Raw genomic sequence first — 21,184 nt, forward strand, 5'->3', positions numbered from 1 at the left:
TCCGGCGGGGCGGGAAAGCCCGGCGGTGAGTTTGCTTGTCCTGGGACGGATCAGATCCAGTCCAGCACGTCACCCAGGCGCTTGGCAGACATCACCTCCATGCCGTCGATGGGCTTTCGGGGCGCGTTGCCCATGGGCACGATGGCTCGGGTAAAGCCGTGCTTGGCGGCTTCCCGCAGGCGTTCCTCGCCGTTGGGGACGGGGCGGATCTCGCCGGCCAGTCCCACCTCGCCGAAGCTCACCAGTTCGTGGGGCAGGGGGCGGTCGCGGAAACTGGACAGGGCCGCCAGCAGCATGGGCAGGTCCGCCGCTGTCTCGGTGACCCTGACCCCACCGACCACGTTGACGAAGACATCCTGATCATAGAGGGCCAGCCCGCCATGGCGATGGAGCACCGCCAGCAGCATGGTGAGACGGTTCTGCTCCAGGCCCACGGTGATGCGGCGGGGCTGCGGGGCGTGGCTCTCGGCCACCAGGGCCTGGACCTCCACCATCAGCGGCCTGGTCCCCTCGCGGGTGACCATGATGACGCTGCCGGAGACGGGGGCTTCGTGGCGGGACAGAAAGATGGCCGAAGGGTTGGTGACCGGCTTGAGGCCTGTTTCCAGCATGGCGAACACGCCCAGCTCATTGACCGCACCGAAGCGGTTCTTGACCGCCCGCAGGACCCGGTAACGTCCCCCCGGATCACCCTCGAAATAGAGTACGGTATCCACCATGTGCTCCAGTACCCGGGGGCCGGCGATCTGGCCTTCTTTGGTGACATGACCGACGATGAACAGGGCGGTCCCCGTCTGCTTCGCGTAGCGTACCAGGACGGCGGCACTCTCCCGCACCTGGGCGACCGAGCCGGGGGCAGACTGCAGTTGTTCCGAATAGATCGTCTGGATGGAATCCACCACCATCACCTGGGGGCGCTCTTGTTGCGCGTGGGTGGTGATGCGCTCGACACAGGTCTCGGTCAGCAGACGCAGGTCATCACAGGGCAGGCCCAGACGGTGTCCGCGCAGGGAGACCTGTTCCGGTGACTCCTCGCCGGTGACATAGAGGCTGCGCAGGTCGGGCAGGGTGGCCAGGGTCTGCAGCAGCAGGGTGGACTTGCCGATGCCCGGGTCGCCGCCGATCAGGACCACCGAGCCCTGCACCAGTCCACCGCCCAACACCCGGTCCAGTTCGGAGATGCCGGTGCTGGTACGGGCCTGTCCGCCACCGGTGACCTCGCCCAGGCGGCGAACCTGTGGGGCGGCGATGCCGGCGTAGCCGGCAAAACGGCTGCCGACGGCGGCGGCTGGAGCGGAGACCGCGGTCTCCATCGCATTCCAGGCGCCGCAGTCCGGGCACTGGCCGCTCCACTTGGGAGACAGTGCCCCGCAGGCGGTGCACTGGTATTGGGTCCTGGGCTTGGCCATGGGGCGGTTCAGTCCTGCCCCGTCGGGTGTGGCGGCAGGCGCGGGCTGATGCGCACGGTACGGATGGCGTTGTTCTTCACCTGCACGATCTCCATGGGGTAGCCATCCATGAGGACGCTGATGTTGGCATCGGGGATGGTTTCCAGGTGTTCCAGCAGCAGCCCGTTGAGGGTGCGGGGGCCGTCCAGGGGGAAGTGGGATCCCAGTAGCCGGTTGAGTTCACGCAGGTGGATGGTGGCATCCACCAGGTAGCTGCCGTCCGCCTGGGGGAGGACTTCCGGGGTGATGGCGCCCGGGTCCGAGGTGAATTCGCCCACTACTTCTTCCAGTAGGTCCTCCAGGGTGACCAGTCCCTGAATGTCGCCGTATTCATCCACCACCAGGCCGATGCGGCGTTTCTCCCGCTGGAAGTTGAGGAGCTGGCGATTGAGGTTGGTGCCCTCGGGAATGAAATAGGGAGGTCGCAGGGACTCGCGCAACTGTTCGGGGGCCAGTTCATTGCGGTAGACCATGGGCAGGACCCGGCGCAGATGGATGAAGCCCAGGATGTTGTCCACGTTGCCTTCGAACACCGGCAGCCGGGTGTATTGGCTGTGGATGAGCTGTTGGGTGATCTCGTCCCAGTCATCTTCCAGGTCGATGCCCACGATCTCGTTACGGGGCACCATGATGTCTTCCACGGTGGCCTTTTCCAGATCCAGCAGGTTCACCAGCATGCGCTGATGCCGGGCCGGGATCAGGGCGCCGGCCTCATTCACGGCAACCCGAAGCTCCTCGCTGGAGAGGGCGTGCTGAGCACGGGTCTGGGCGCGCACGCCGAGCAGGCGCAGGACGGTGTTGGACAGTAGGTTGACCGTCCACACCAGGGGGTAAGCCACGACCATGAGGGGGGTGTAGACGTAGGCGGCCGGGTAGGCCACCTTCTCCGAGTGCAAGGCCGCCAGTGTCTTGGGGGCCACCTCGGCGAAGACCAGCAGGGCCAGGGTCAGTAGTCCGGTAGCGATGGCGATGCCGGCATCGCCGTAGACCCGGAAGCCGATGTAGGTGGCCAATTGGGTGATGATGATGTTGACGAAGTTGTTACCCAGCAGAATCAGGCCGATGAGTCGGTCCGGTTTGTCCAGCAACCGCTGGGCTCGGCCGGCGCCGCCGTGTCCGGCCTGGGCCAGATGGCGCATGCGGTAGCGGTTGAGCGACATCAGCGCGGTTTCGGAGCCGGAGAAAAAGGCGGAGCACAAGAACAGCGTCACCAGCAATATGGCCAGTACACTTAAGGGTATTTGTTCCAAGGGAGGTCCGGTACCACGGGGGGGTTGCACACCTGTGGAATTACACGTGCCGGATCAGGGGGATGTCAAGGGGGAAATGCCCCGGGACGGCAGGCCGAGGCCGTGTGGCCCGGGCCGCCGGGGGGCAGTCGTCGGTCTTGTCAGAGGCCCAGCACCATTTCCAGGACCATCTTGCTGCCCACGTACGCCACGAATAACAGGGCAAACCCGATCAGGGTCCAGCGGGCGGCGAGCCGGCCTCGCCAGCCGAAGCGGAAGCGGCCGATCAGCAGGGCGGCGAAGATCAGCCAGGCAATGATGGCGAACACCACCTTGTGAGCCAGGTGTTGGGCAAAGAGGTCGTCCAGCACGAACAGGCCGGTCAACAGGGCGGCAGTCAGGAAGATGAAGCCCCAGCCGATGACATGAAACAGCATGGAATCCATGGTGGACAGCGGCGGCAGGGCGCGGATCAGCCCGCCGGGGCGATGGTTATGCAGGCTGTAGTTCTGCAGGGTCAACAGGGCGGCCTGGATGGCGGCAATGGTCAGTAGGCTGAAGGCGATCATGGCCAGCAGCATGTGGGCGCGAAGCCCCGGGTCGGCGGCGGCGGTGGTGTGAAGGTCGCCCGCCAGGGCCAGTTCCAGGGAGACCGTGACCCCGGCAAAGGGGAGCAGCAGGATCCCCAGGATATGAATGGGGTAGCGGATGGAGGCCACCAGCAGGAAGAAGGCGATGAGCCAGGCCACCATGGAGACCACGCTGAAGACCCCCATGCCGGTGCCGTTGGCACTGAATATGTGGAGGTAGAGCAGCAGGGCGTGCAGGGCGACCGCACCCCCCCAAACGGAAAACAGGAGTATCTTGCCCCGGGCGGGCGGCGCGGCGCCACCGGAACCCTTGCGCAGCCGCTGCATGAGCAGGGCGCCCCCTGTGAAGTAGAGCACGGTGGTGATAAATCCGATGGCGGCTACGAACATTTATGAGCACCAAACCTTAGATTTCAATTGAGAATCATTGCATAAATTCCCTTCTCGGTGAAGGGATCAATCTTGATATCGGTCCCTGCGGACAGCGTGTTACGATCGGGTCCAATGTTCTGGTCCAGCAAGGTGCGCAAGGAGCATGCAGATCACGGTCCTGGGTTGCAGCGGCGGCATTGGCGACGGCCGTCGTACCACTTCCATCATGATCGATGACGACATCCTCATCGACTGTGGTACCGGGGTGGGTGATCTTTCCCTGGAAGCCATGGCCAGGATAAGGCATCTGCTGATCACGCATACCCACCTGGATCATATTGCCTGCCTTCCGCTGCTGGTGGATACCCTGTTCAGTCGGCTTCAGTCCCGGCCGCTGGTGATCCATGCCCGCGCAGATTGCATGCACATTATCCATGATCACATTTTCAATTGGCAGATCTGGCCGGATTTCTTCGAGCTGCCGGAGCGGGAGCGCCCGGTGGTGCAGTTCGATGCCATGGTGCCTGATATTCCCCTCCATCTGGACGGGCGTCGTATCGACATGCTGCCGGTGGCCCACTCGGTGCCGGCGGTAGGATACCGGGTGGAGCGGGACGGGGTGGCGTTTGCCTTCAGCGGTGATACCACCAGCAACGACGTCTTCTGGGATGCCCTCAACGCCCATGATGCCCTGGATCTGCTGTTCGTGGAATGTGCTTTCCCTGATCGGGATCAGGCTCTGGGTCAGCGAGCCGGACATTACTGTCCGTCGCTGCTGGCAAAGGATCTTGCCAAGCTGCGCCATGCGCCTCGTGTCGGTATCACCCATCTCAAGCCCGGTGAAGAAGACGGTGTGTTTGAGGCGCTGGAGGCCCAGGTCACCGGGCGTGATCTGCTGCGGCTCTGCAGTGGTGATATTTTCACGATATAATCCCTGACCCTTCCAACCGGTTGCATGCGGCGCCGCGGCGCTCCCAAGCCTATGTTTGACAGCCTTTCAGAACGCCTTCAGGGCACCATCAAGCGCCTTCGCGGCCAGGCTCGCCTGACCGAGGAGAACATCCAGGACACCATTCGTGAGGTCCGCAAGGCCTTGCTGGAAGCAGACGTGGCCCTGCCGGTGGTGCGTGAATTCATTGCCCGGGTGAAGGAGCGGGCGGTGGGGCAGGAGGTGCTGGCCAGCCTGACCCCGGGCCAGGCCCTGGTCAAGGTGGTGAACGACGAGCTGATCAAGGTCATGGGCGAAGCCAATGACGGCCTCAAGCTCAATGTGCAGCCGCCGGCGGTGATCCTCATGGCCGGCTTGCAGGGAGCGGGCAAGACCACCACCGTGGCCAAGCTGGCGCGCTGGCTCAAGGAGCGTCAGGACAAGAAGGTGATGGTAGCCAGCTGTGACGTCTACCGTCCCGCCGCTATCCGGCAGCTGCAGACCCTGGCCGGCGAAGTGGGCGTGAACTTCTTTCCCAGCGAGGCCGGTCAGGCCCCCCTGGATATTGCCGCCGCCGCCCTGGAGCAGGCCCGCAGACAGCACCAGGATGTGCTGATCGTGGATACCGCCGGTCGCCTGCACATCGACGGGGAGATGATGGATGAGATCCGTCGCCTGCACGAGCGCCTGAATCCCGCCGAAACCCTGTTCGTGGTGGACAGCATGACCGGCCAGGATGCCGCCAACACCGCCAAGGCCTTCAATGACGCCCTCCCGCTCACCGGGGTGGTGCTCACCAAGGCTGATGGTGATGCCCGGGGTGGTGCGGCCCTGTCGGTGCGTCATATCACCGGCAAGCCCATCAAGTTCCTTGGCATGGGGGAGAAGACCGCAGCCCTGGAGCCCTTCCATCCCGACCGCCTCGCCTCCCGCATCCTGGGTATGGGGGATGTCCTCAGCCTGGTGGAAGAGGCTTCCCGTCAGGTGGATCAGGACAAGGCCGAGAAGCTGGCCCGCAAGATCAAGAAGGGCAAGACCTTTGATCTGGAAGACCTGCGGGATCAGCTCGGTCAGATGTCCAAGATGGGGGGGATGAGCTCACTGCTGGAGAAGTTGCCCGGGGCGGGTGATCTGCCCGATGCCATCAAGAACAAGTCCCATGACAAGGATCTGCAGCGCATGGTGGCCATCATCAACTCCATGACCCCCAAAGAGCGGCGCAATCCGGATATCATCAAGGGCTCACGCAAGCGGCGCATCGCCGCCGGGTCCGGGACCCAGGTGCAGGATGTGAACCGCCTGCTCAAACAGCACCTGCAGATGAGCAAGATGGTCAAGCAGTTTTCCAAGGGCGGCATGAGTAAGATGATGAAATCCCTCAAGGGACGTATGCCGGGGGGGCGTTTGCCCTTCTGAAGCTTGTGCCTTGACGATGCGCGTGTATAATGGCGCGCTTTTCCGGGGCATGTCCCCCAAACGATACCAGACAAGCAGGGCTAACAGCAGATGGTAACGATTCGACTGGCTCGCGGCGGCGCCAAGAAGGCGCCTTTCTACCACATCGTGGTGACCGACTCCCGCAGCCGCCGCGACAGCGGCTATATTGAGCGTGTGGGCTACTTCAACCCCGTGGCCCGTGGTCAGGAGGTGCGTCTGCACCTGGATACCCAGCGCGTGGAGCACTGGCTGTCCAAGGGCGCTGCGGCTTCCGACCGTGCCGCCAGGCTGATCAAGGAATTCACCAAGCAGAACGCTGCCGCCGCCTGAGGCGACGGCCCGTTCGAGTCGCCCCGCAGATGAACCGTCCGGACTGGATCATACTGGGACGCATTGCCGGGGTGTACGGCGTCAAGGGCTGGGTCAAGCTGTTTTCCGAGACCGAGCCCCGTGAGGGCATCCTGGCCTATAACCCGCTGTCCATCCAGATTGACGGCGAGTGGCGAGTCCTCAGTGTGGAGTCCGGCCGGGCCCATGGTAAGGGTGTGGTGGCCAAGCTGACAGGCATCGACGATCGCGACGCAGCGGCCGTACTGGTCGGTGCTCCGATCGGCATTCGTCCGGAACAGCTGGAGCCCTTGCCGGAAGGCGAGTATTACTGGGCCGACCTGGTCGGGCTTGAGGTGATCAACCTGGAGGCCGTCAGTCTGGGCTGGGTGGATCACCTCATGGAGACCGGCGCCAACGATGTCCTGGTGGTGAGTGGTGATCGGGAACGTCTGATACCCTACGTCAGGGATCAGGTCATCCTGGAGATTGATCTGGAGGCAGGTATCATTCGCGTGGACTGGGATCCGGATTTCTAGGCCCGCCACGGTGCGATTCGATGTCATCAGCCTGTTCCCCGAGTGGGCTGCCTCGGTAGCCGACTGGGGCATTACGGGCCGCGCCCGCGAACGCGGACTGTTGTCCGTCCACTGCTGGGATCCGCGGGACTACACCCACGACCGGCATCGGACCGTGGATGATCGCCCTTACGGGGGTGGTCCCGGCATGGTGATGAAGGTAGAACCCCTGCGGCAGGCCATTTGGGCTGCTCGGGCCGATGACGAGGTACCGGCCCGGGTGATCTACATGAGCCCTCAGGGGCGGCCTCTGGATCAGGCCGGCGTGCGGCAGCTGGCAACCCTGCCAAGGGTCATTTTGCTGGCAGGCCGCTACGAAGGTATTGATGAACGGCTGATCCGGCTGGAAGTGGACGAGGAATGGTCCATCGGTGACTACGTGCTGTCCGGTGGCGAGTTGGCGGCCATGGTGGTGATCGATGCCTGCGCCCGGCTCTTGCCCGGGGCCCTGGGGGACGAATTGTCCGCCATGCAGGACTCCTTCAGCCAGGGACTGCTGGATTGTCCTCACTACACCCGGCCGGAGGTGGTGGACGGATTGGGCGTACCGGAGGTGCTTCGTTGCGGCGACCATGGCCGAATCGAGCGCTGGCGTCGCAAGCAGGCCCTGGGTCGAACCTTGGAACGGCGGCCCGACATATTGGCACAACTGGAATTAAGCGAGGCGGACTGCCGCCTGCTGGAAGAATATCAACGCGAGCTGGCGGACGCGCAGGCCGCGCCGAGCAGTGACTGACAGGGGTCGAAACATGAGCAACATCATCCAGCAACTGGAAGCCGAGCAGATGAACCGCGAGGTGCCCGATTTCACGCCAGGCGACACCGTTGTCGTCCAGGTGAAGGTGAAGGAAGGCAGCCGCGAGCGTCTGCAGGCCTTTGAAGGCGTGGTCATCGCCAAGCGCAACCGCGGCATCAATTCCGCCTTCACGGTGCGCAAGATCTCCCATGGCGAAGGCGTGGAGCGCGTGTTCCAGACCTACAGCCCGGTCGTGGCCGAGATCCAAGTGAAGCGTCGTGGCGCCGTGCGCCGCGCCAAGCTGTATTACCTGCGTGGGCGTACCGGCAAGGCTGCCCGCATCAAGGAAGACATCAAGTAACATTGATGGCCTTGAGGGGCATGAAGAAAGCGCTTCGGGAAACCGGGGCGCTTTTTTTTCGTCTGCATGAATGGGCCGCCGGAGGATGTGGTCAAGGAGTATCGTCATGCCTGGTTTGCTGATGCCGAAGGTTTTCCTGGTCTTTTTCCTGATGAGTCTGGTGCTGGGCTGGATGCCGCGGGTCCTTGCCGACCCGGTGGTGGATGAGGCCATGGCCCTGTCACGCCTGGGCGCTACCGACCTGGCCTTGGGGGTGCTGGCGAGGCAGTCGCTGGATCACCAGGCCCAGCCGGGACGCTGGATGGCCCGGGAACAGGCGCGTATCGAGATCCTCGGGACCAGCGAGCGCTGGGAACAGGTGGTGGAGCGGGCTCGGGGCGTGCCGGTGGAACTGCCGGTGGATTTCGTGATCTGGACCCGCACCCGACAGGCCCACGCCCTCATCGCCCTGGAACGAGGGGGGGAAGCGCGGGATGTACTCAGACCCCTGATCTGGTTTGGCGCCCCCAATGCCACGGAACAATGGTTTCGGGCCTGGCGCCGCATGCTGGCGGAATCCTACAGTCTGGATGGTCGGCCGGAAGACGCCCTGACCGCGCTGCGCCGTTACCGCCAGGATTACGGCCGCGAGGCCGGAGATGCCGCGTTGCTGGAAGCGCGCATCCTGCTCTCGGTGGGGCGGCATGAGGAAGCGGTCAATGCCCTGAGCGGCGTGGACGGTCACGAGGCCGGTGCTCTGCGAATCCTGGCCCGGTTCCGGGCCGGCGCGCTTTCCGCCGAGGATGCGGTTAGTCAGGCCGGTCGCGCCGCTCGTGTACAGGAAAAGGACTCGGTGGTGGCAGCTCGCTACCTGGCGGTGGCGGCCATGGCGGCCCAGTCGCTACGGGACCCGATGCAGCAGATTCCGGTGCTGGAATCCGCCCTGGTGGCGCAATCTCGGCTGGGTGCTGGGGATGACCTGTATCGGCTGACGGCACAGCCCCTTTGGCAGAGTTATCTGCGCCTGGGGGAGCGACTGGCCAACGAGCGTCAGCTTCTGATCGGCGATGATGAGCCCTGGTTCAAACTGGCGGATAGCCTGGAGGCCGGGCAGCCCCTGGCCTTCCGTGGCCTGCTGGCGGTTGTGGCCTTGAGAAGCCCCATGCCCCAGGGGCAGGCTCGGGCCCACCGCCGTCTGAGCGAGCAACTGGCGGGTATCGAAGGATTGGGTGAGCCGCTGCTGCAGGCCCTCTACCTTGGCGATGGCCCGTTCGGACAGGCCGATCGTGTCCCGGCACCGGTGCGCCATCTGTTGGCGGAAACCGCCCTGAGCCAAGGAGATCTGAATACCGCCTCCCGCCTGATGGCCGGGCTGGACCGGGCGCCCGACGGGGTGGACCCCTTCCTGTGGGGCTTGCGTCGGGCACGTACCCTGATCCTGGGCGGGCAGGAAGAGGCGGGTATCGATGGTCTCTACCGGGTGTTGTCCGCTGTTCGACAGCTGGAAGGGGAGGCGGCGGACCGTTTCATGCAGGTGCTGTTCGATCTGCAGGCGGTCCGCCGTCATCAGGACGCCCTGAACCTGTTCCAGGTGGTCGCTCCCCGATTGACGGAGCGTCGCAGGTTGCGGGAGCTGATGTTCTGGCAAGCCGATTCCCACGGTGCCCTGGGGGAGCATGAGCAGGCCGCCCGGCTGTATCTTCGTTCCGCCCTGCTGGGGGACAGTACCGACATGTGGGCGCTCAGCGCCCGGTTCCAGGCAGCCGAGGCCTTGGGCGAGGCGGGACTGGTCGGGGATGCCGGGGTCATCTACGAGGACCTGATCCGTCGTACCCCGGAGCCGGAGCGCCGGGTGATGCTCCGGCAGCGCTTGCAGCAGTTGCAGTTACAGCAGTAGGCTTGTGGGCATGGCCTCACCCATGCCCCGCAGTCCCGATTACGATCTGGTACTGGATTCGCCCTTGGGGCGACTGGCCCTGCGCTGTTCCGGGCAGGGTCTGACGGCGCTGGATTATGTCGCCGACGAAGTGCCCCTGCGCGATCCCTGCAATACCCTTTCCTCCCAGGCCGCGGAGCAACTGCGGCACTATTTCAAGGACCCCTCCTTCGTCTTCGATCTGCCTCTGGATCTGCAGGGGACCCCGTTTCAGCAGCGTATCTGGTCAGCCCTGATCCGTATTCCCAGTGGCAAGGTGCTCAGCTATGGGGCGCTTGCCCGCCTGGTGGGGTCCGGTCCCCGTGCGATCGGCGGTGCCTGCCGGGCCAATCCCCTCCCCGTGATCGTGCCCTGTCATCGCGTGATATCGACCCGCGGTGGCCTGGGTGGCTATGGGGGGGCAACCTGTGGGGCAGGACTGGAGGTCAAGTCCTGGTTGCTGGTTCACGAGGGAGCACTGTCGGGGTTTTCGTAGTGGGTCATTCCTTGCGGTTCTTAGGATATTTCCTTTTTATTGACATTTGTCCATGTTGCTCGCAGTCTATGGGGCAGGGCTTCGGGTGTCTGGTTGCAGGGGTTACGGGAGACTCGAAAACACAACAAAGACGTTGAAAAAACGTGTGGAGGACAGGGGTATGCTCAAAAAATTCTTGGCCGGCGTGGCGCTGGCCGGGGGGCTGGTGGGTGGTGCCATGGCCTCCGACTCGCCGTACCTGACCGGGCGCGAGCAGTTGTTGATGCTGGCCGACGATAATCCGGCGGAACTGACCCTGTGGCGTGGCGAAGAACTGTTTCATGAGGTTCGGGGGCCGAAAAATGTGTCCCTGGAACGCTGTGATTTCGGCCTTGGGCCCGGCGTGCTGAAAGGGGCCTATGTGAGGATGCCGCGCTGGTTCGAGGACGCAGGCAAGGTCATGGACCTGGAATCCAGGATCATCCATTGCATGAAGACCCTGCAAGGCTTTACCGACGAGGACGACCCTGTCGCCCGCAAGCACTCCAGTGATACCCGCGAGGCGGACCTGGTGGCCATCTACACCTACGTTGCCAGTCAGTCCAACGGCATGAAATGGAACCCTCCCATGAATCACCCCATGGAACGCCTGACCCGCAATGCAGGGGAGGTGCTGTTCCATCGTCGTGCCGGCAGCATGGATTTTGCCTGCGCCACCTGTCACTCCACACCCCGCAAGCGTATCCGGCTGTCCTTCCTGCCGGTGGCATCCAACGTTGAGGAATGGTCAAAGGCCGTTTCCTGGCCTGCCTACCGCATCGGTCATGGGGTGGTGCGCACTTCCCAGCACCGGGTCCGGGGCTGCTATTACCAGATGCGCCAGGCCGGCATCCAGTTCGGTTCGGATGCCTCCATTGCCATCATTTCCTACTGGACCCATCAGGCCCAGGGTGGTGTGGCTACGTTGCCTGATCTCAAGCGCTGATAATGGGGGGCGCAGACCATGAACAAACAGAACAATATTGTCGGACATACCCTCATTGCTATCGGCATGGCGCTGGTTTCGGTGACACTGATGGCCGGTTGTGCCCAGCCCAGGCCGGATACCCAGGCCGAACGGGACTTCAGTCGTCTCTCCCCGGAGGCCTATGCCGAGTATCTGATCTTCCGCTCGGGCAGTTTCAATCTCGCCCAGGAGACCCAGGAAGGCGGCACCGCGGCAGATCGCATGGCGCAGGATGTCCTGCAGCGCATGTGCAGCGAGGCTCGTAACCGTCCCCAGCCCGAGATGGCGGTGCGTATCGTCGGTGCGGCCCGGGACAGCATCGTCTATCCCGAGGGAGGGATTCAGCTGGGAGACTGGCGCCAGGGGGCTGAACTGGCCCGCAGCGGGACGGGGTTCCGTATTGGCCACAACGTGGATGACCACAGCCGGCCCGTGGGCGGGAACTGCTACGCCTGCCACCAGCTGGACCCGGATGAACTGGGTTTCGGCAATCTGGGCCCCAGCCTGGCCGCCTACGGCGCCCTGCGGGGGGACAGCGAGGCGGTGCGCAGGTTCGTCTATGACATGATTTATAATCCCCACAGTTATTTTCCCTGCACCCAGATGCCTCGCTTTGGTGTCAGCCAGTTCCTGAATCAGGAGAGCATCTCCCACATCATGGCCTATCTGCTGGATCCGCAGTCGCCGGTGAATGTCCGCCACAGCCGATAATGGTCACGCCGGGGACAGGGATGTCCCTAATCTTCCCCCTGGTTGCTGCAAAAGCTCTATCATTCCCACCGAGTACATCGGGCTTTCCGGTGGGCGGCCGTGTCTGTCCGCCGGTTTTCGTCCGTGCCATCTTCCTTGCCGCAAGTCTCGAGAGAGCCCCTATATGTTGAGTTACCGTCACGGCTTTCACGCCGGCAATTTTGCCGATGTGCACAAGCACGCGCTGCTGGCCTGTGTGCTGACGGCCCTGACCCGCAAGGACAAGCCCCTGGCGGTGGTGGATACCCATGCCGGGGCCGGTCTGTATGACCTGCAGGATCCGCTGGCACTCAAGACCGCCGAATACCGGATGGGGGTCTTGCGGGTGCTGACTGCACCCGATGCGCCTCCGGCCCTGGCGCCCTATCTGGGGATTATCCGTGCCCTGAATCCGTTGCTCGGGGAGCCGCAGCTTTATCCGGGTTCGCCGAAAGTGGCCCGCGCACTGATGCGCGAAGACGATCGGCTGATCCTCAACGAACTGCATCCGGCGGACCATGCCGTGCTGCGGGCCAACTTCAGTGATGACCCGCAGGTGGCCGTGCATCAGCGGGACGCCCGCGAAGTCCCCCGGTCCCTGCTGCCGCCGGTCATCCGACGCGGGCTGGTGCTGGTGGATCCACCCTATGAGCGGGACCGGGACTACCGGGTGACCCTGGACCTGGTGTTGGAGGCCCATCGTCGCTGGCCGACGGCGGTCTTCATGATCTGGTATCCCATTCTGGCGGCGGGACGCCACCGAAGCCTGGTCCAGGGGCTGGTGCGGGGCGGGGTGAAGGATCTGTTGGTGAGTGAGCTGTGCGTTGCGCCGCCGGAGACGCCCATGGGGCTCAATGGCTCCGGCATGGCCGTCATCAATGCGCCCTGGCAGCTGGATCGGACCCTGGCCGAGCTTCAGCCCTGGCTGCACGCGTGTCTGGACCCGCAGGGGCAGGGGGGCAGCACGCTGGCGTGGCGGGGTGTCCCCGCAAGCGCATTGAAATAACCCCCTTGAAACCTCGTTGATCGTCCCCAGATATCTCACGCTCGATCAGACCCAAAATCCTTAACCGCGGAGCATCCATGAGCGTCGATACCCACAAGGAAACCCGACAGTTCCAGACCGAGGTCAGCCAGTTGCTGCACCTGATGATCAACGCGCTGTACTCCAACAAGGAGATCTTCCTGCGCGAACTCATCTCCAATGCCGCCGATGCCTGTGATAAGCTGCGCTTCGAGGCCCTGTCCGATGATGCCCTGATGGAAGGGCAGGGCGACCTGCAGATCCAGGTGAGCTTCGACAAGGACGCCCGCACCGTCACCGTGCGTGACAACGGCATCGGCATGAGTCGGGAAGAGGTGATTCAGAACATCGGCACCATCGCCCGATCCGGCACCCGAGAGTTCATCGGCAAGCTCACCGGCGACCAGAAGAAGGACGCCCATCTCATCGGCCAGTTCGGTGTGGGCTTCTACTCCGCCTTCATCGTCGCCGACCAGGTGACCCTCACCACCCGCCGTGCCGGCATGACCCCGGAGCATGGTGTGTGCTGGACCTCCGATGGCTCCGGCGAATTCTCCGTGGAGACCGTGGAAAAGGCCGAGCGCGGCACCGAGGTGGTCCTGCACCTGAAGGCGGACGAGGACGAGTTCCTGGATCAGTGGCGGCTGCGTCACATCATCACCCGCTACTCCGATCATATCCCCCTGCCCATCAGCATGCCGGGCACCGATGACAAGGGCGAACCCAACGATGAATGGGAAACGGTGAACCGGGCCAACGCCCTGTGGACCCGTCCCAAATCGGAGATCACCGACGACGAGTACAAGGCCTTCTACAAGCACGTGGGGCACGACTTCGAAGATCCCCTGGTCTGGACCCACAATCGGGTGGAGGGTCGACAGGAATACACCTCCCTGCTGTACATCCCCGCCCGCGCGCCCTTCGACCTGTGGGACCGGGACCGTCGCCACGGCATCAAACTGTATGTACAGCGGGTGTTCATCATGGACGACGCCGAGCACCTGATGCCGACCTATCTGCGCTTCGTGCGCGGCGTGGTGGACTCCAGCGACCTGCCCCTGAACATCTCCCGCGAGATCCTGCAAAGCAATAAGCTCATCGACGGCATGCGCTCCGGTTCGGTGAAGAAGGTACTGGGACTGCTGGAGGACATGGCCGCCAACGAGCCCGAGAAGTACCAGGGCTTCTGGGACGCCTTTGGCCGGGTGATGAAGGAAGGCCCCGGTGAGGACTACGCCAACCGGGAGCAGATCGCCCGTCTGCTGCGCTTTGCCAGCACCCACACCGGTGATGCCGCCCAGATCGTCTCCCTGTCGGACTATGTGGCGCGGATGAAGGAGGGGCAACAGCACATCTACTTCATTACCGCCGACAGCCACACGGCAGCCCTGCACAGCCCCCATCTGGAGGTCTTCCGCAAGCGCGGCATCGAGGTGCTGCTGCTGTCCGACCGGGTGGACGAATGGCTGGTGTCCCACCTGCACGAGTTCGAGGGCAAATCCCTCAAGTCCGTGGCCAAGGGCGAACTGGACCTGGGAGACACCGAGACCGAGGAAGAAAAGCAGGCTCAGCAGGCCGCCGAGGAGAAGGTCAAGGACCTGTTGCCGCGCATCAAGGCGGCTCTGGAGGAGCGGGTGGAAGACGTGCGCTTCTCCCACCGTCTCACCGACTCCCCGGCCTGTATCGTCCTTTCCGAGCACGACATGGCCCTGTACATGCAGCAGCTGCTCAAGCAGGCGGGCCAGAACTTGCCGGATACCCGTCCGGTGCTGGAGGTCAACCCGGCCCATCGCCTCATCGAGCGCATGGGCGAGGAGACCGACGACGCCCGTTTCGCCGACTGGGCCAGGCTGCTCATGGATCAGGCGATTCTGGCCGAAGGCGGCCAGCTGGAAGACCCCGCGGGCTTCGTGCGGCGTCTGAACGCCTTGATCACCAGCGGCTGACGGCGTTGATCATGCCCTTCTCTCCCGCAGCGGGGGAGAAGGGACAGGCCCCTCACGAATACCCCAAAACCAGGATTACCCCAGCCAGAGCATTCGGATCGGCATCCAGATGGCCATGGCGATCATCATCAGGTTCTCCGTCAGGGAGACGAAGCCGAGCGGTACGTTGCTCGAGCCGCCCACGCAGGCGCACTTGAGCTCGCGCCTGTCAATGTAGACGGCCTTGAAGACCGAGGCCGCGCCGACGGTTCCGATGAACAGCGCGACGGGAGACGCGATCCAGATCAGCGCGCCGGCGATCATCAGGACACCGGCCAGTGCCTCGCCGAAGGGATAGATGTACCCGTAGCGGACCCAGCGTCGCGCCAGCAGATCGTAATTCAGGAACATCGTCGAGAAGCTCTCGATATCCTGGAGCTTTTGGATGGCGAGGATGCACATGCTGATCGCGATGAACCACTCCACAGTCCTGACGCTGAACACGGTGCCGAACGTGTACCAGCTGACCGACAGGGCCATGAGGAAAGCGACCGAGAAAATCGCAACGACCGGCCCGTAGCTGGTCTCGTCCGCGTCCTTGACCTCCTTGCCGAAATGGGCGCGAAGATCTTCATAGCCGCCGATCCGATCTCCATCGATGAAGGTCTGCGGGGTCGTCTCGACGCCATGCTCCTTCTTGAACGCTTCGGTCTCGTCCTGCGTCGTAAGCGGGTGATCCTCGACGATGAAGCCCTGCCGCTCGAGGAGATCCTTCGACTTGAGCCCAAATGGGCAAAGATGGTCGGGCATGACCATCCGGTAGAGGGTCGCTGTTTTGCTATTGTGATCCAAGGCCATGTGGTCTCCTTGCAGGGATTTTTGCCCGCTCAACGGCCACCCAGCGCCATCTGGTGATGTGCTCTTGGTGGAAACGGTGACCGTCGATGGCCCGACATGCCTCGTGCGGCACACCCGCACATCGGCGCTCACTCTAGATTGTGGCCGCCGTAGTTTCCGTTCGCTGGCCCACATTGATGGCTGTCGCAAGGGCTCAGAAACCGCATCCCACCATGGCCAATATCAAACTCGGTGGGGAAGGCCGTCAGGCCGCAGATCGTCGCCGCTGTTGCCGGTGCAGGGCCTCAAACTGAGAGAGCCGTCCTTTTTTGTGCCTGCACATAGCCTATTCCCCACCGTTTTTCCAGCTTGAATTTCTCTCTCTCAGAGTCTAGTCTTGCCCCACGAAATTCCCCTATGTTGTGCCTATTCATTCCACAAGGCACAACAAGTTGTATCTTCAAAAGGAACGCCCCCATGAAACTCCAGGCCGAACAAGCCCTTGCGAATCCATCTTCACGGGAGGTGCCGATGCAGCCGGCCTCCCTGGATATCTGGGACAAGAAGTACCGTCTCAAGACCCGCACCGACGAGACCCTGGATGAGACCCTGGATGACACCTGGAAGCGCATCGCTCGGGCCCTGGCCGATGTGGAGGCCACCCCCGAACTGCGGGAAAAATGGTACGGCAAGTTCCTCTGGGCCCTGCGCCAGGGGGCGATCCCGGCCGGGCGTATCATCGCCAATGCCGGTGCCTGGGAGCACAAGCCTGCCACCTCCACCATCAACTGCACCGTATCGGGCACCATCCATGACTCCATGGACGACATCCTGCAGAAACTCCACGAGGCGGGGCTGACCCTGAAGGCCGGCAGCGGTATCGGCTATGACTTCTCCACCCTGCGTCCCCGGGGGGCCTATGTCTCCGGCGCCGGTGCCTATACCTCCGGGCCTTTGTCGTTCATGGATATCTACGACAAGATGTGCTTCACCGTGTCCTCCGCCGGGGGGCGCCGGGGGGCGCAGATGGGCACCTTCGACATCGGTCATCCGGACGTGGTGGATTTCATCCGCGCCAAGCGTGCGGACGGTAGCCTGCGCCAGTTCAACCTCTCCCTGCTCATCACCGCCGATTTCATGCAGGCGGTGAAGGATGACGCCGAATGGCCCCTGGCCTTCCCCATGACCCTGCAGGAGGCGGAGCAGGACGGCATCGACCTGGATGATCCGGCGCAGGTGCTGTGGCGCGACTGGCCCGATCCCGCCGACTACATCACCAATAACGATGGCCTGGTGGCCTGCCGCATCTACCGACGCCTGCTTGCCCGCAAGCTGTGGAATGTGGTCATGACCTCCACTTATGACTATGCCGAGCCGGGCTTCGTGCTCATCGACAAGGTCAACGAGATGAACAACAACTGGTGGTGCGAGCAGATCCGGGCGACGAACCCATGCGGCGAGCAGCCCTTGCCGCCCTACGGCGCCTGTCTCTTGGGCTCCATCAACCTCACCAAGTTCGTGCGCGAGCCCTTCACCGCCAAGGCCCGGTTCGACTGGGAACAGTTCCGGGAGACCGTCGCCGTCTTTACCCGCATGCTGGACAACGTGGTGGAGATCAACGGCCTGCCGCTGCCCCAGCAGCGGGAGGAGATCATCCGCAAGCGCCGCCACGGCATGGGCTACCTGGGGCTGGGCTCCGCCATCACCATGCTGGGCATGAAGTACGGCGAGGAAAGATCCCTGCGCTTCACCGAGGACGTCACCCGGGAGATGGCCCTGTCGGGCTGGCGCACCGGTCTGTCCCTGGCTCGGGAGAAGGGACCGGCGCCCATCATGGAAGAAGAGTTCGAAGTGACCCCCACCATGCTGCGCCTGCGCCCGGAGATGGAGCAGGACGGCATCAAGGTGGGCGACCGGATCAAGGGCAAGGTGCTGCATGCCCGCTACAGCCGCTATATGCAGCAGGTGGCCCAGGTGGACCCTGAGCTGGTGAAGGTCTTGGCGGCCCAGGGTTGCCGTTTCACCCACCACACCTCCATCGCGCCTACGGGGACCATCTCCCTGTCCCTGGCCAACAATGCCAGTAACGGGATCGAGCCCTCGTTCGCCCACCACTATGCCCGCAACGTGATCCGCTCCGGCAAGAAGACCAAGGAAAAGGTGGACGTGTACTCCTTCGAACTGCTGGCTTACCGGCACCTGGTCAATCCCGAGGCCATGCCCTATGCGGAAGACCCCAAGGCCCAGTTGCCCGAGTATTTCATCACCGCCGACGAGATCGATCCCAAGGCCCATGTGGATGTGCAGGCGGCGGCACAGAGGTGGATCGACTCGTCCATTTCCAAGACCATCAACGTGCCCACGGCCCATCTGTTCGACGACTTCAAGGACATCTACATGTATGCCTATGAGCAGGGGCTCAAGGGCTGCACCACCTTCCGCTTCAATCCGGAGGCCTTCCAGGGCGTGCTGGTGAAGGAAAAGGATCTGGAGAACACCACCTATCGCTTCGTGCTGGAAGACGGCAGCGTGGTGCTGGCCAAGGGCAATGAAGAAATCGAATACGACGGCGAGACCCATAACGCCGCCAATCTCTACGATGCCCTGAAGGAAGGGTATTACGGTAAATTCTGAACAAGGGCATCATCATGACCATCAAGATCAGTAGCAAGATCGTGGATTTCGGCATCAGCCGCGAGCCTCGCCCCGATGGCGAGAGCCAGCCGCCGGCGATACCCCAAGAGGAACCGGCGCCCGCAGCGGCGCCGGCCGTGGACACGGCCGACAAGGCCCCCAAGGTGGTGCACATGCATGAGAAGCTGGAACGGCCTGAGATGCTGCTGGGGTCCACCTACAAGCTGAAGACCCCGCTCTCCGAGCATGCCCTGTACGTGACCATCAACGATGTGATCCTGAACCCGGGCACCGAGCACGAGCTGCGGCGTCCCTTCGAGATCTTCATCAACTCCAAGAATATGGATCACTTCCAGTGGATCGTGGCCCTGACCCGCATCATCTCGGCGGTATTCAGAAAGGGTGGCGACGTCACCTTCCTGGTGGAGGAGCTGCGCTCCGTGTTCGATCCCCGGGGCGGCTATTTCAAGAAGGGCGGCAAGTACATGCCTTCCCTGGTGGCCGAGATCGGCGATGCCATCGAGAGCCACATGCGCATGATCGGTCTGATCAAGGATGAGGGTCTGGACGAACATCAGCGCCGCCTGGTGGAGGAAAAGCGCGCCCAGTACGAGGCCAGCGTGCATCAGGCCAGCGACGATCCCCAGGCCCGGGAGAGCTTCCCCCCCGGTGCCCAGCTCTGCGGCAAGTGCCACACCAAGGCCGTGGTGGTGATGGACAACTGCCTCACCTGCCTGAACTGCGGCGACAGCAAGTGCGGCTGATGGGAAATGAAATGATGTGACATGAAAAAAGCCCCCGCCGATGGATCATCGGCGGGGGCTTTTTTAGATGCGCCTAGCGGGTTGATGCCTGTGGGGGCACCCGGATCAGGCGCCCTGGCCCTCGATCTTTGCCCAGGTATCCCGCAGGGTGACGGCCCGGTTGAATACCGGCCGCTCCGGGGTGCCGTCCGGGTCGGCGGCGAAGTACCCCAGGCGCTCGAACTGGAAGGAGTCGCCGGGCCGGGCCTTGGCCGTCTCGGGTTCGATGCGGGCATCCGGGATCACCACCAGGGATTCCGGGTTCAGATGCTCGGTGAAGTCTACGGCCTTGTCGCCGGCGGGATCGGGCACCTGGAACAGACGGTCGTAGAGCCGGACTTCGGTCTGCACCGAGTGGACGGCCGAGACCCAGTGGATGGTGCCCTTGACCTTGCGGTTGGCGCCGGGTTGGCCGGAACGGGTGTCCGGATCCAGGCTGCAGCGCAGTTCCACCACCTGGCCGCCTGTATCCTTGATCACCTCGTCACAGCGGATGATGAAGGCATTGCGCAGGCGTACTTCACCGCCGGGCTTGAGGCGGAAGAACTTCTTGGGCGCCTCTTCCATGAAGTCGTCGGCTTCGATGTAGATCTCCCGGGTCATGGCTACCCGGCGGGTGCCCATGTCCGGCTTCTGTGGGTGGACCGCCGCGTCCAGCCATTCCGTCTCGCCTTCGGGGAAGTTGGTCAGCACCAGCTTGAGGGGACGCAGGACGGCCATGGTGCGGGGGGCGCGTTCGTTCAGATCGTTGCGCAGGGCGTTTTCCAGCACGCCGAAGGGGATGATGGAGTCGGACTTGGTGACGCCGATCTCGGCACAGAAGGTGCGGATGGCTTCGGGGGTGAAGCCCCGACGACGCACCCCGGCCAGGGTGGGCATGCGGGGGTCATCCCAGCCGCTGACATGGCCTTCGTCCACCAGGCGGGTGAGGCGGCGCTTGGAGAGGACGGTGAAGTCCAGGTTGAGCCGGGAGAATTCAATCTGCACCGGGTGGGAAGGCACCGGCAGGTGCGCCAGCAGCCATTCGTAGAGGGGGCGGTGATCCTCGAATTCCAGGGTGCACAGGGAGTGGGTGATGTGCTCGATGGCATCACTTTGTCCATGGGCGTAGTCATAGCTGGGATAGATGCACCACTGGTCACCGGTGCGCGGGTGGGTCAGGTGGCGGATGCGATAGATGACCGGGTCCCGCAGATTGATGTTGCCGGAGGCCATGTCAATCTTCGCCCGCAACACGTGGGCGCCGTCCGCGAACTCGCCGGCGCGCATGCGCTGGAACAGGTCGCGGCTTTCCTCGCTGGGGCGATTGCGGAAGGGGCTTTCCACGCCGGGTTCGGTGAGGGTGCCGCGCTGGGCGCGGATGCTCTCCGCATCCTGGCTGTCCACGTAGGCCAGGCCATGGTCGATCAGGTGCAGGGCCCACGCATAGAGCTGTTCGAAGTAGTCGGAGGCGTGGCGCTCGTGCTTCCAGGTGTAGCCCAGCCAGCGCACATCTTCCTTGATGGCGTCGATGTACCGCTGCTCCTCCTTGGCCGGGTTGGTGTCGTCGAAGCGAAGATTGGTGTGCCCGCCGAACGCCTCGGCCACGCTGAAGTTCAGGGCGATGGATTTGGCATGCCCCAGATGCAGGTAGCCGTTGGGCTCCGGCGGAAAACGGGTGACGATCTGCTGATACTGGCCTGCATCCAGCTCCTTGCGGATACGGTTGCGGATGAAGTGGGTAGGGCCCTGGATGTCCGGTTCAGTCATTGCCTGATGCGTGCTTGGGGGAAGCCGCTCAGTATACGGGGGAGGTCGTGGCGGCGCCAATATGGGCGAGGCGTCGAGAGGTCAACAAAAAAGCCCCCTGAA

The 21,184-nt window shown here is 63.4% G+C and carries 19 protein-coding genes; 14 read left to right on the forward strand and 5 right to left on the reverse strand.

Annotation, left to right across the window (positions count from 1 at the left end; translation table 11 throughout):
* Window positions 1–50: 50 nt before the first annotated feature.
* From radA to LQ956_RS13645, 3 genes are all read right to left on the reverse strand, one after another.
* The gene (gene radA / locus LQ956_RS13635) at window positions 51–1,409 is read right to left on the reverse strand and encodes a DNA repair protein RadA (protein ID WP_238620698.1); all 1,359 of its coding nucleotides are present in this window, start codon (window positions 1,407–1,409) and stop codon (window positions 51–53) included.
* 8 nt (window positions 1,410–1,417) lie between these two features.
* Window positions 1,418–2,698, reverse strand: a complete 1,281-nt coding sequence (locus LQ956_RS13640; RefSeq protein WP_238620697.1) for an HlyC/CorC family transporter — start codon at window positions 2,696–2,698, stop codon at window positions 1,418–1,420.
* A 140-nt stretch (window positions 2,699–2,838) separates the two neighbouring features.
* Window positions 2,839–3,657 carry a cytochrome C assembly family protein gene (locus tag LQ956_RS13645; protein WP_238620696.1) on the reverse strand — a complete coding sequence of 273 codons (819 nt, stop codon included), beginning with the start codon at window positions 3,655–3,657 and terminating at the stop codon, window positions 2,839–2,841.
* Window positions 3,658–3,802: 145 nt separating this feature from the next.
* Between LQ956_RS13645 and LQ956_RS13650 the strand changes: the two genes are divergently transcribed.
* The 12 genes from LQ956_RS13650 to htpG all read left to right on the forward strand — a co-directional run bounded on the left by LQ956_RS13650 (window position 3,803) and on the right by htpG (window position 15,080).
* Window positions 3,803–4,570: a 3',5'-cyclic-nucleotide phosphodiesterase gene (locus LQ956_RS13650; protein WP_238620695.1), complete on the forward strand. Its 768-nt coding sequence runs from the start codon at window positions 3,803–3,805 to the stop codon at window positions 4,568–4,570.
* A gap of 51 nt (window positions 4,571–4,621) precedes the next feature.
* Entirely contained in the window at window positions 4,622–5,983 is a 1,362-nt protein-coding gene (ffh, locus tag LQ956_RS13655; RefSeq protein WP_238620694.1) for a signal recognition particle protein, read from the forward strand.
* A 90-nt stretch (window positions 5,984–6,073) separates the two neighbouring features.
* On the forward strand, window positions 6,074–6,334 hold the full coding sequence (gene rpsP, locus LQ956_RS13660) for a 30S ribosomal protein S16 (protein ID WP_238620693.1): 261 nt from the start codon (window positions 6,074–6,076) through the stop codon (window positions 6,332–6,334).
* Window positions 6,335–6,363: 29 nt separating this feature from the next.
* Window positions 6,364–6,870, forward strand: coding sequence for a ribosome maturation factor RimM (gene rimM / locus LQ956_RS13665; RefSeq protein ID WP_238620692.1), 507 nt, complete (start codon window positions 6,364–6,366; stop codon window positions 6,868–6,870).
* A gap of 10 nt (window positions 6,871–6,880) precedes the next feature.
* Complete coding sequence (gene trmD, locus LQ956_RS13670) at window positions 6,881–7,645, forward strand: tRNA (guanosine(37)-N1)-methyltransferase TrmD (RefSeq protein ID WP_238620691.1); 765 nt, start codon at window positions 6,881–6,883, stop codon at window positions 7,643–7,645.
* 13 nt (window positions 7,646–7,658) lie between these two features.
* The gene (gene rplS, locus LQ956_RS13675) at window positions 7,659–8,006 is read left to right on the forward strand and encodes a 50S ribosomal protein L19 (RefSeq protein ID WP_238620690.1); all 348 of its coding nucleotides are present in this window, start codon (window positions 7,659–7,661) and stop codon (window positions 8,004–8,006) included.
* Between the two features lie 106 nt (window positions 8,007–8,112).
* Window positions 8,113–9,882: a hypothetical protein gene (locus LQ956_RS13680; RefSeq protein ID WP_238620689.1), complete on the forward strand. Its 1,770-nt coding sequence runs from the start codon at window positions 8,113–8,115 to the stop codon at window positions 9,880–9,882.
* 10 nt (window positions 9,883–9,892) lie between these two features.
* The gene (locus LQ956_RS13685; protein WP_238620688.1) at window positions 9,893–10,396 is read left to right on the forward strand and encodes a methylated-DNA--[protein]-cysteine S-methyltransferase; all 504 of its coding nucleotides are present in this window, start codon (window positions 9,893–9,895) and stop codon (window positions 10,394–10,396) included.
* 160 nt (window positions 10,397–10,556) lie between these two features.
* Entirely contained in the window at window positions 10,557–11,360 is an 804-nt protein-coding gene (gene soxA, locus LQ956_RS13690) for a sulfur oxidation c-type cytochrome SoxA (RefSeq protein ID WP_238620687.1), read from the forward strand.
* A gap of 66 nt (window positions 11,361–11,426) precedes the next feature.
* The gene (gene soxX, locus LQ956_RS13695; protein ID WP_430733428.1) at window positions 11,427–12,092 is read left to right on the forward strand and encodes a sulfur oxidation c-type cytochrome SoxX; all 666 of its coding nucleotides are present in this window, start codon (window positions 11,427–11,429) and stop codon (window positions 12,090–12,092) included.
* 163 nt (window positions 12,093–12,255) lie between these two features.
* Complete coding sequence (locus LQ956_RS13700) at window positions 12,256–13,116, forward strand: 23S rRNA (adenine(2030)-N(6))-methyltransferase RlmJ (RefSeq protein ID WP_238620685.1); 861 nt, start codon at window positions 12,256–12,258, stop codon at window positions 13,114–13,116.
* A gap of 77 nt (window positions 13,117–13,193) precedes the next feature.
* Complete coding sequence (gene htpG / locus LQ956_RS13705) at window positions 13,194–15,080, forward strand: molecular chaperone HtpG (RefSeq protein ID WP_238620684.1); 1,887 nt, start codon at window positions 13,194–13,196, stop codon at window positions 15,078–15,080.
* A 75-nt stretch (window positions 15,081–15,155) separates the two neighbouring features.
* On the opposite strand, the gene LQ956_RS13710 is transcribed toward htpG, so the two are convergent.
* On the reverse strand, window positions 15,156–15,917 hold the full coding sequence (locus tag LQ956_RS13710; RefSeq protein ID WP_238620683.1) for a glutaredoxin family protein: 762 nt from the start codon (window positions 15,915–15,917) through the stop codon (window positions 15,156–15,158).
* Window positions 15,918–16,373: 456 nt separating this feature from the next.
* On the opposite strand from LQ956_RS13710, the gene LQ956_RS13715 reads away from it, so the two are divergent.
* Both LQ956_RS13715 and LQ956_RS13720 read left to right on the forward strand, forming a co-directional pair.
* A complete protein-coding gene (locus LQ956_RS13715; protein WP_238630186.1) occupies window positions 16,374–18,530 on the forward strand; it encodes an adenosylcobalamin-dependent ribonucleoside-diphosphate reductase in 2,157 nt (718 codons plus the stop codon).
* Window positions 18,531–18,544: 14 nt separating this feature from the next.
* Complete coding sequence (locus LQ956_RS13720; RefSeq protein WP_238630187.1) at window positions 18,545–19,294, forward strand: TSCPD domain-containing protein; 750 nt, start codon at window positions 18,545–18,547, stop codon at window positions 19,292–19,294.
* 105 nt (window positions 19,295–19,399) lie between these two features.
* Here LQ956_RS13720 and LQ956_RS13725 read toward each other — a convergent pair whose 3' ends face one another.
* A complete protein-coding gene (locus LQ956_RS13725) occupies window positions 19,400–21,082 on the reverse strand; it encodes a glutamine--tRNA ligase/YqeY domain fusion protein (protein WP_238620681.1) in 1,683 nt (560 codons plus the stop codon).
* Window positions 21,083–21,184 lie beyond the last annotated feature (102 nt).

This window comes from Ectothiorhodospira lacustris (genome assembly GCF_022227845.1).
Classification (GTDB): domain Bacteria; phylum Pseudomonadota; class Gammaproteobacteria; order Ectothiorhodospirales; family Ectothiorhodospiraceae; genus Ectothiorhodospira; species Ectothiorhodospira lacustris.

Bases quoted from the DNA above. Each gene is read 5' to 3' on its own strand.
- radA (WP_238620698.1), bottom strand. From the start codon at position 1,409: ATGGCCAAGCCCAGGACCCAATACCAGTGCACCGCCTGCGGGGCACTG.
- LQ956_RS13645 (WP_238620696.1), bottom strand. From the start codon at position 3,657: ATGTTCGTAGCCGCCATCGGATTTATCACCACCGTGCTCTACTTCACA.
- LQ956_RS13650 (WP_238620695.1), top strand. From the start codon at position 3,803: ATGCAGATCACGGTCCTGGGTTGCAGCGGCGGCATTGGCGACGGCCGT.
- ffh (WP_238620694.1), top strand. From the start codon at position 4,622: ATGTTTGACAGCCTTTCAGAACGCCTTCAGGGCACCATCAAGCGCCTT.
- rpsP (WP_238620693.1), top strand. From the start codon at position 6,074: ATGGTAACGATTCGACTGGCTCGCGGCGGCGCCAAGAAGGCGCCTTTC.
- rimM (WP_238620692.1), top strand. From the start codon at position 6,364: ATGAACCGTCCGGACTGGATCATACTGGGACGCATTGCCGGGGTGTAC.
- rplS (WP_238620690.1), top strand. From the start codon at position 7,659: ATGAGCAACATCATCCAGCAACTGGAAGCCGAGCAGATGAACCGCGAG.
- LQ956_RS13680 (WP_238620689.1), top strand. From the start codon at position 8,113: ATGCCTGGTTTGCTGATGCCGAAGGTTTTCCTGGTCTTTTTCCTGATG.
- LQ956_RS13685 (WP_238620688.1), top strand. From the start codon at position 9,893: ATGGCCTCACCCATGCCCCGCAGTCCCGATTACGATCTGGTACTGGAT.
- soxA (WP_238620687.1), top strand. From the start codon at position 10,557: ATGCTCAAAAAATTCTTGGCCGGCGTGGCGCTGGCCGGGGGGCTGGTG.
- soxX (WP_430733428.1), top strand. From the start codon at position 11,427: ATGGCGCTGGTTTCGGTGACACTGATGGCCGGTTGTGCCCAGCCCAGG.
- LQ956_RS13700 (WP_238620685.1), top strand. From the start codon at position 12,256: ATGTTGAGTTACCGTCACGGCTTTCACGCCGGCAATTTTGCCGATGTG.
- htpG (WP_238620684.1), top strand. From the start codon at position 13,194: ATGAGCGTCGATACCCACAAGGAAACCCGACAGTTCCAGACCGAGGTC.
- LQ956_RS13710 (WP_238620683.1), bottom strand. From the start codon at position 15,917: ATGGCCTTGGATCACAATAGCAAAACAGCGACCCTCTACCGGATGGTC.
- LQ956_RS13715 (WP_238630186.1), top strand. From the start codon at position 16,374: ATGAAACTCCAGGCCGAACAAGCCCTTGCGAATCCATCTTCACGGGAG.
- LQ956_RS13720 (WP_238630187.1), top strand. From the start codon at position 18,545: ATGACCATCAAGATCAGTAGCAAGATCGTGGATTTCGGCATCAGCCGC.
- LQ956_RS13725 (WP_238620681.1), bottom strand. From the start codon at position 21,082: ATGACTGAACCGGACATCCAGGGCCCTACCCACTTCATCCGCAACCGT.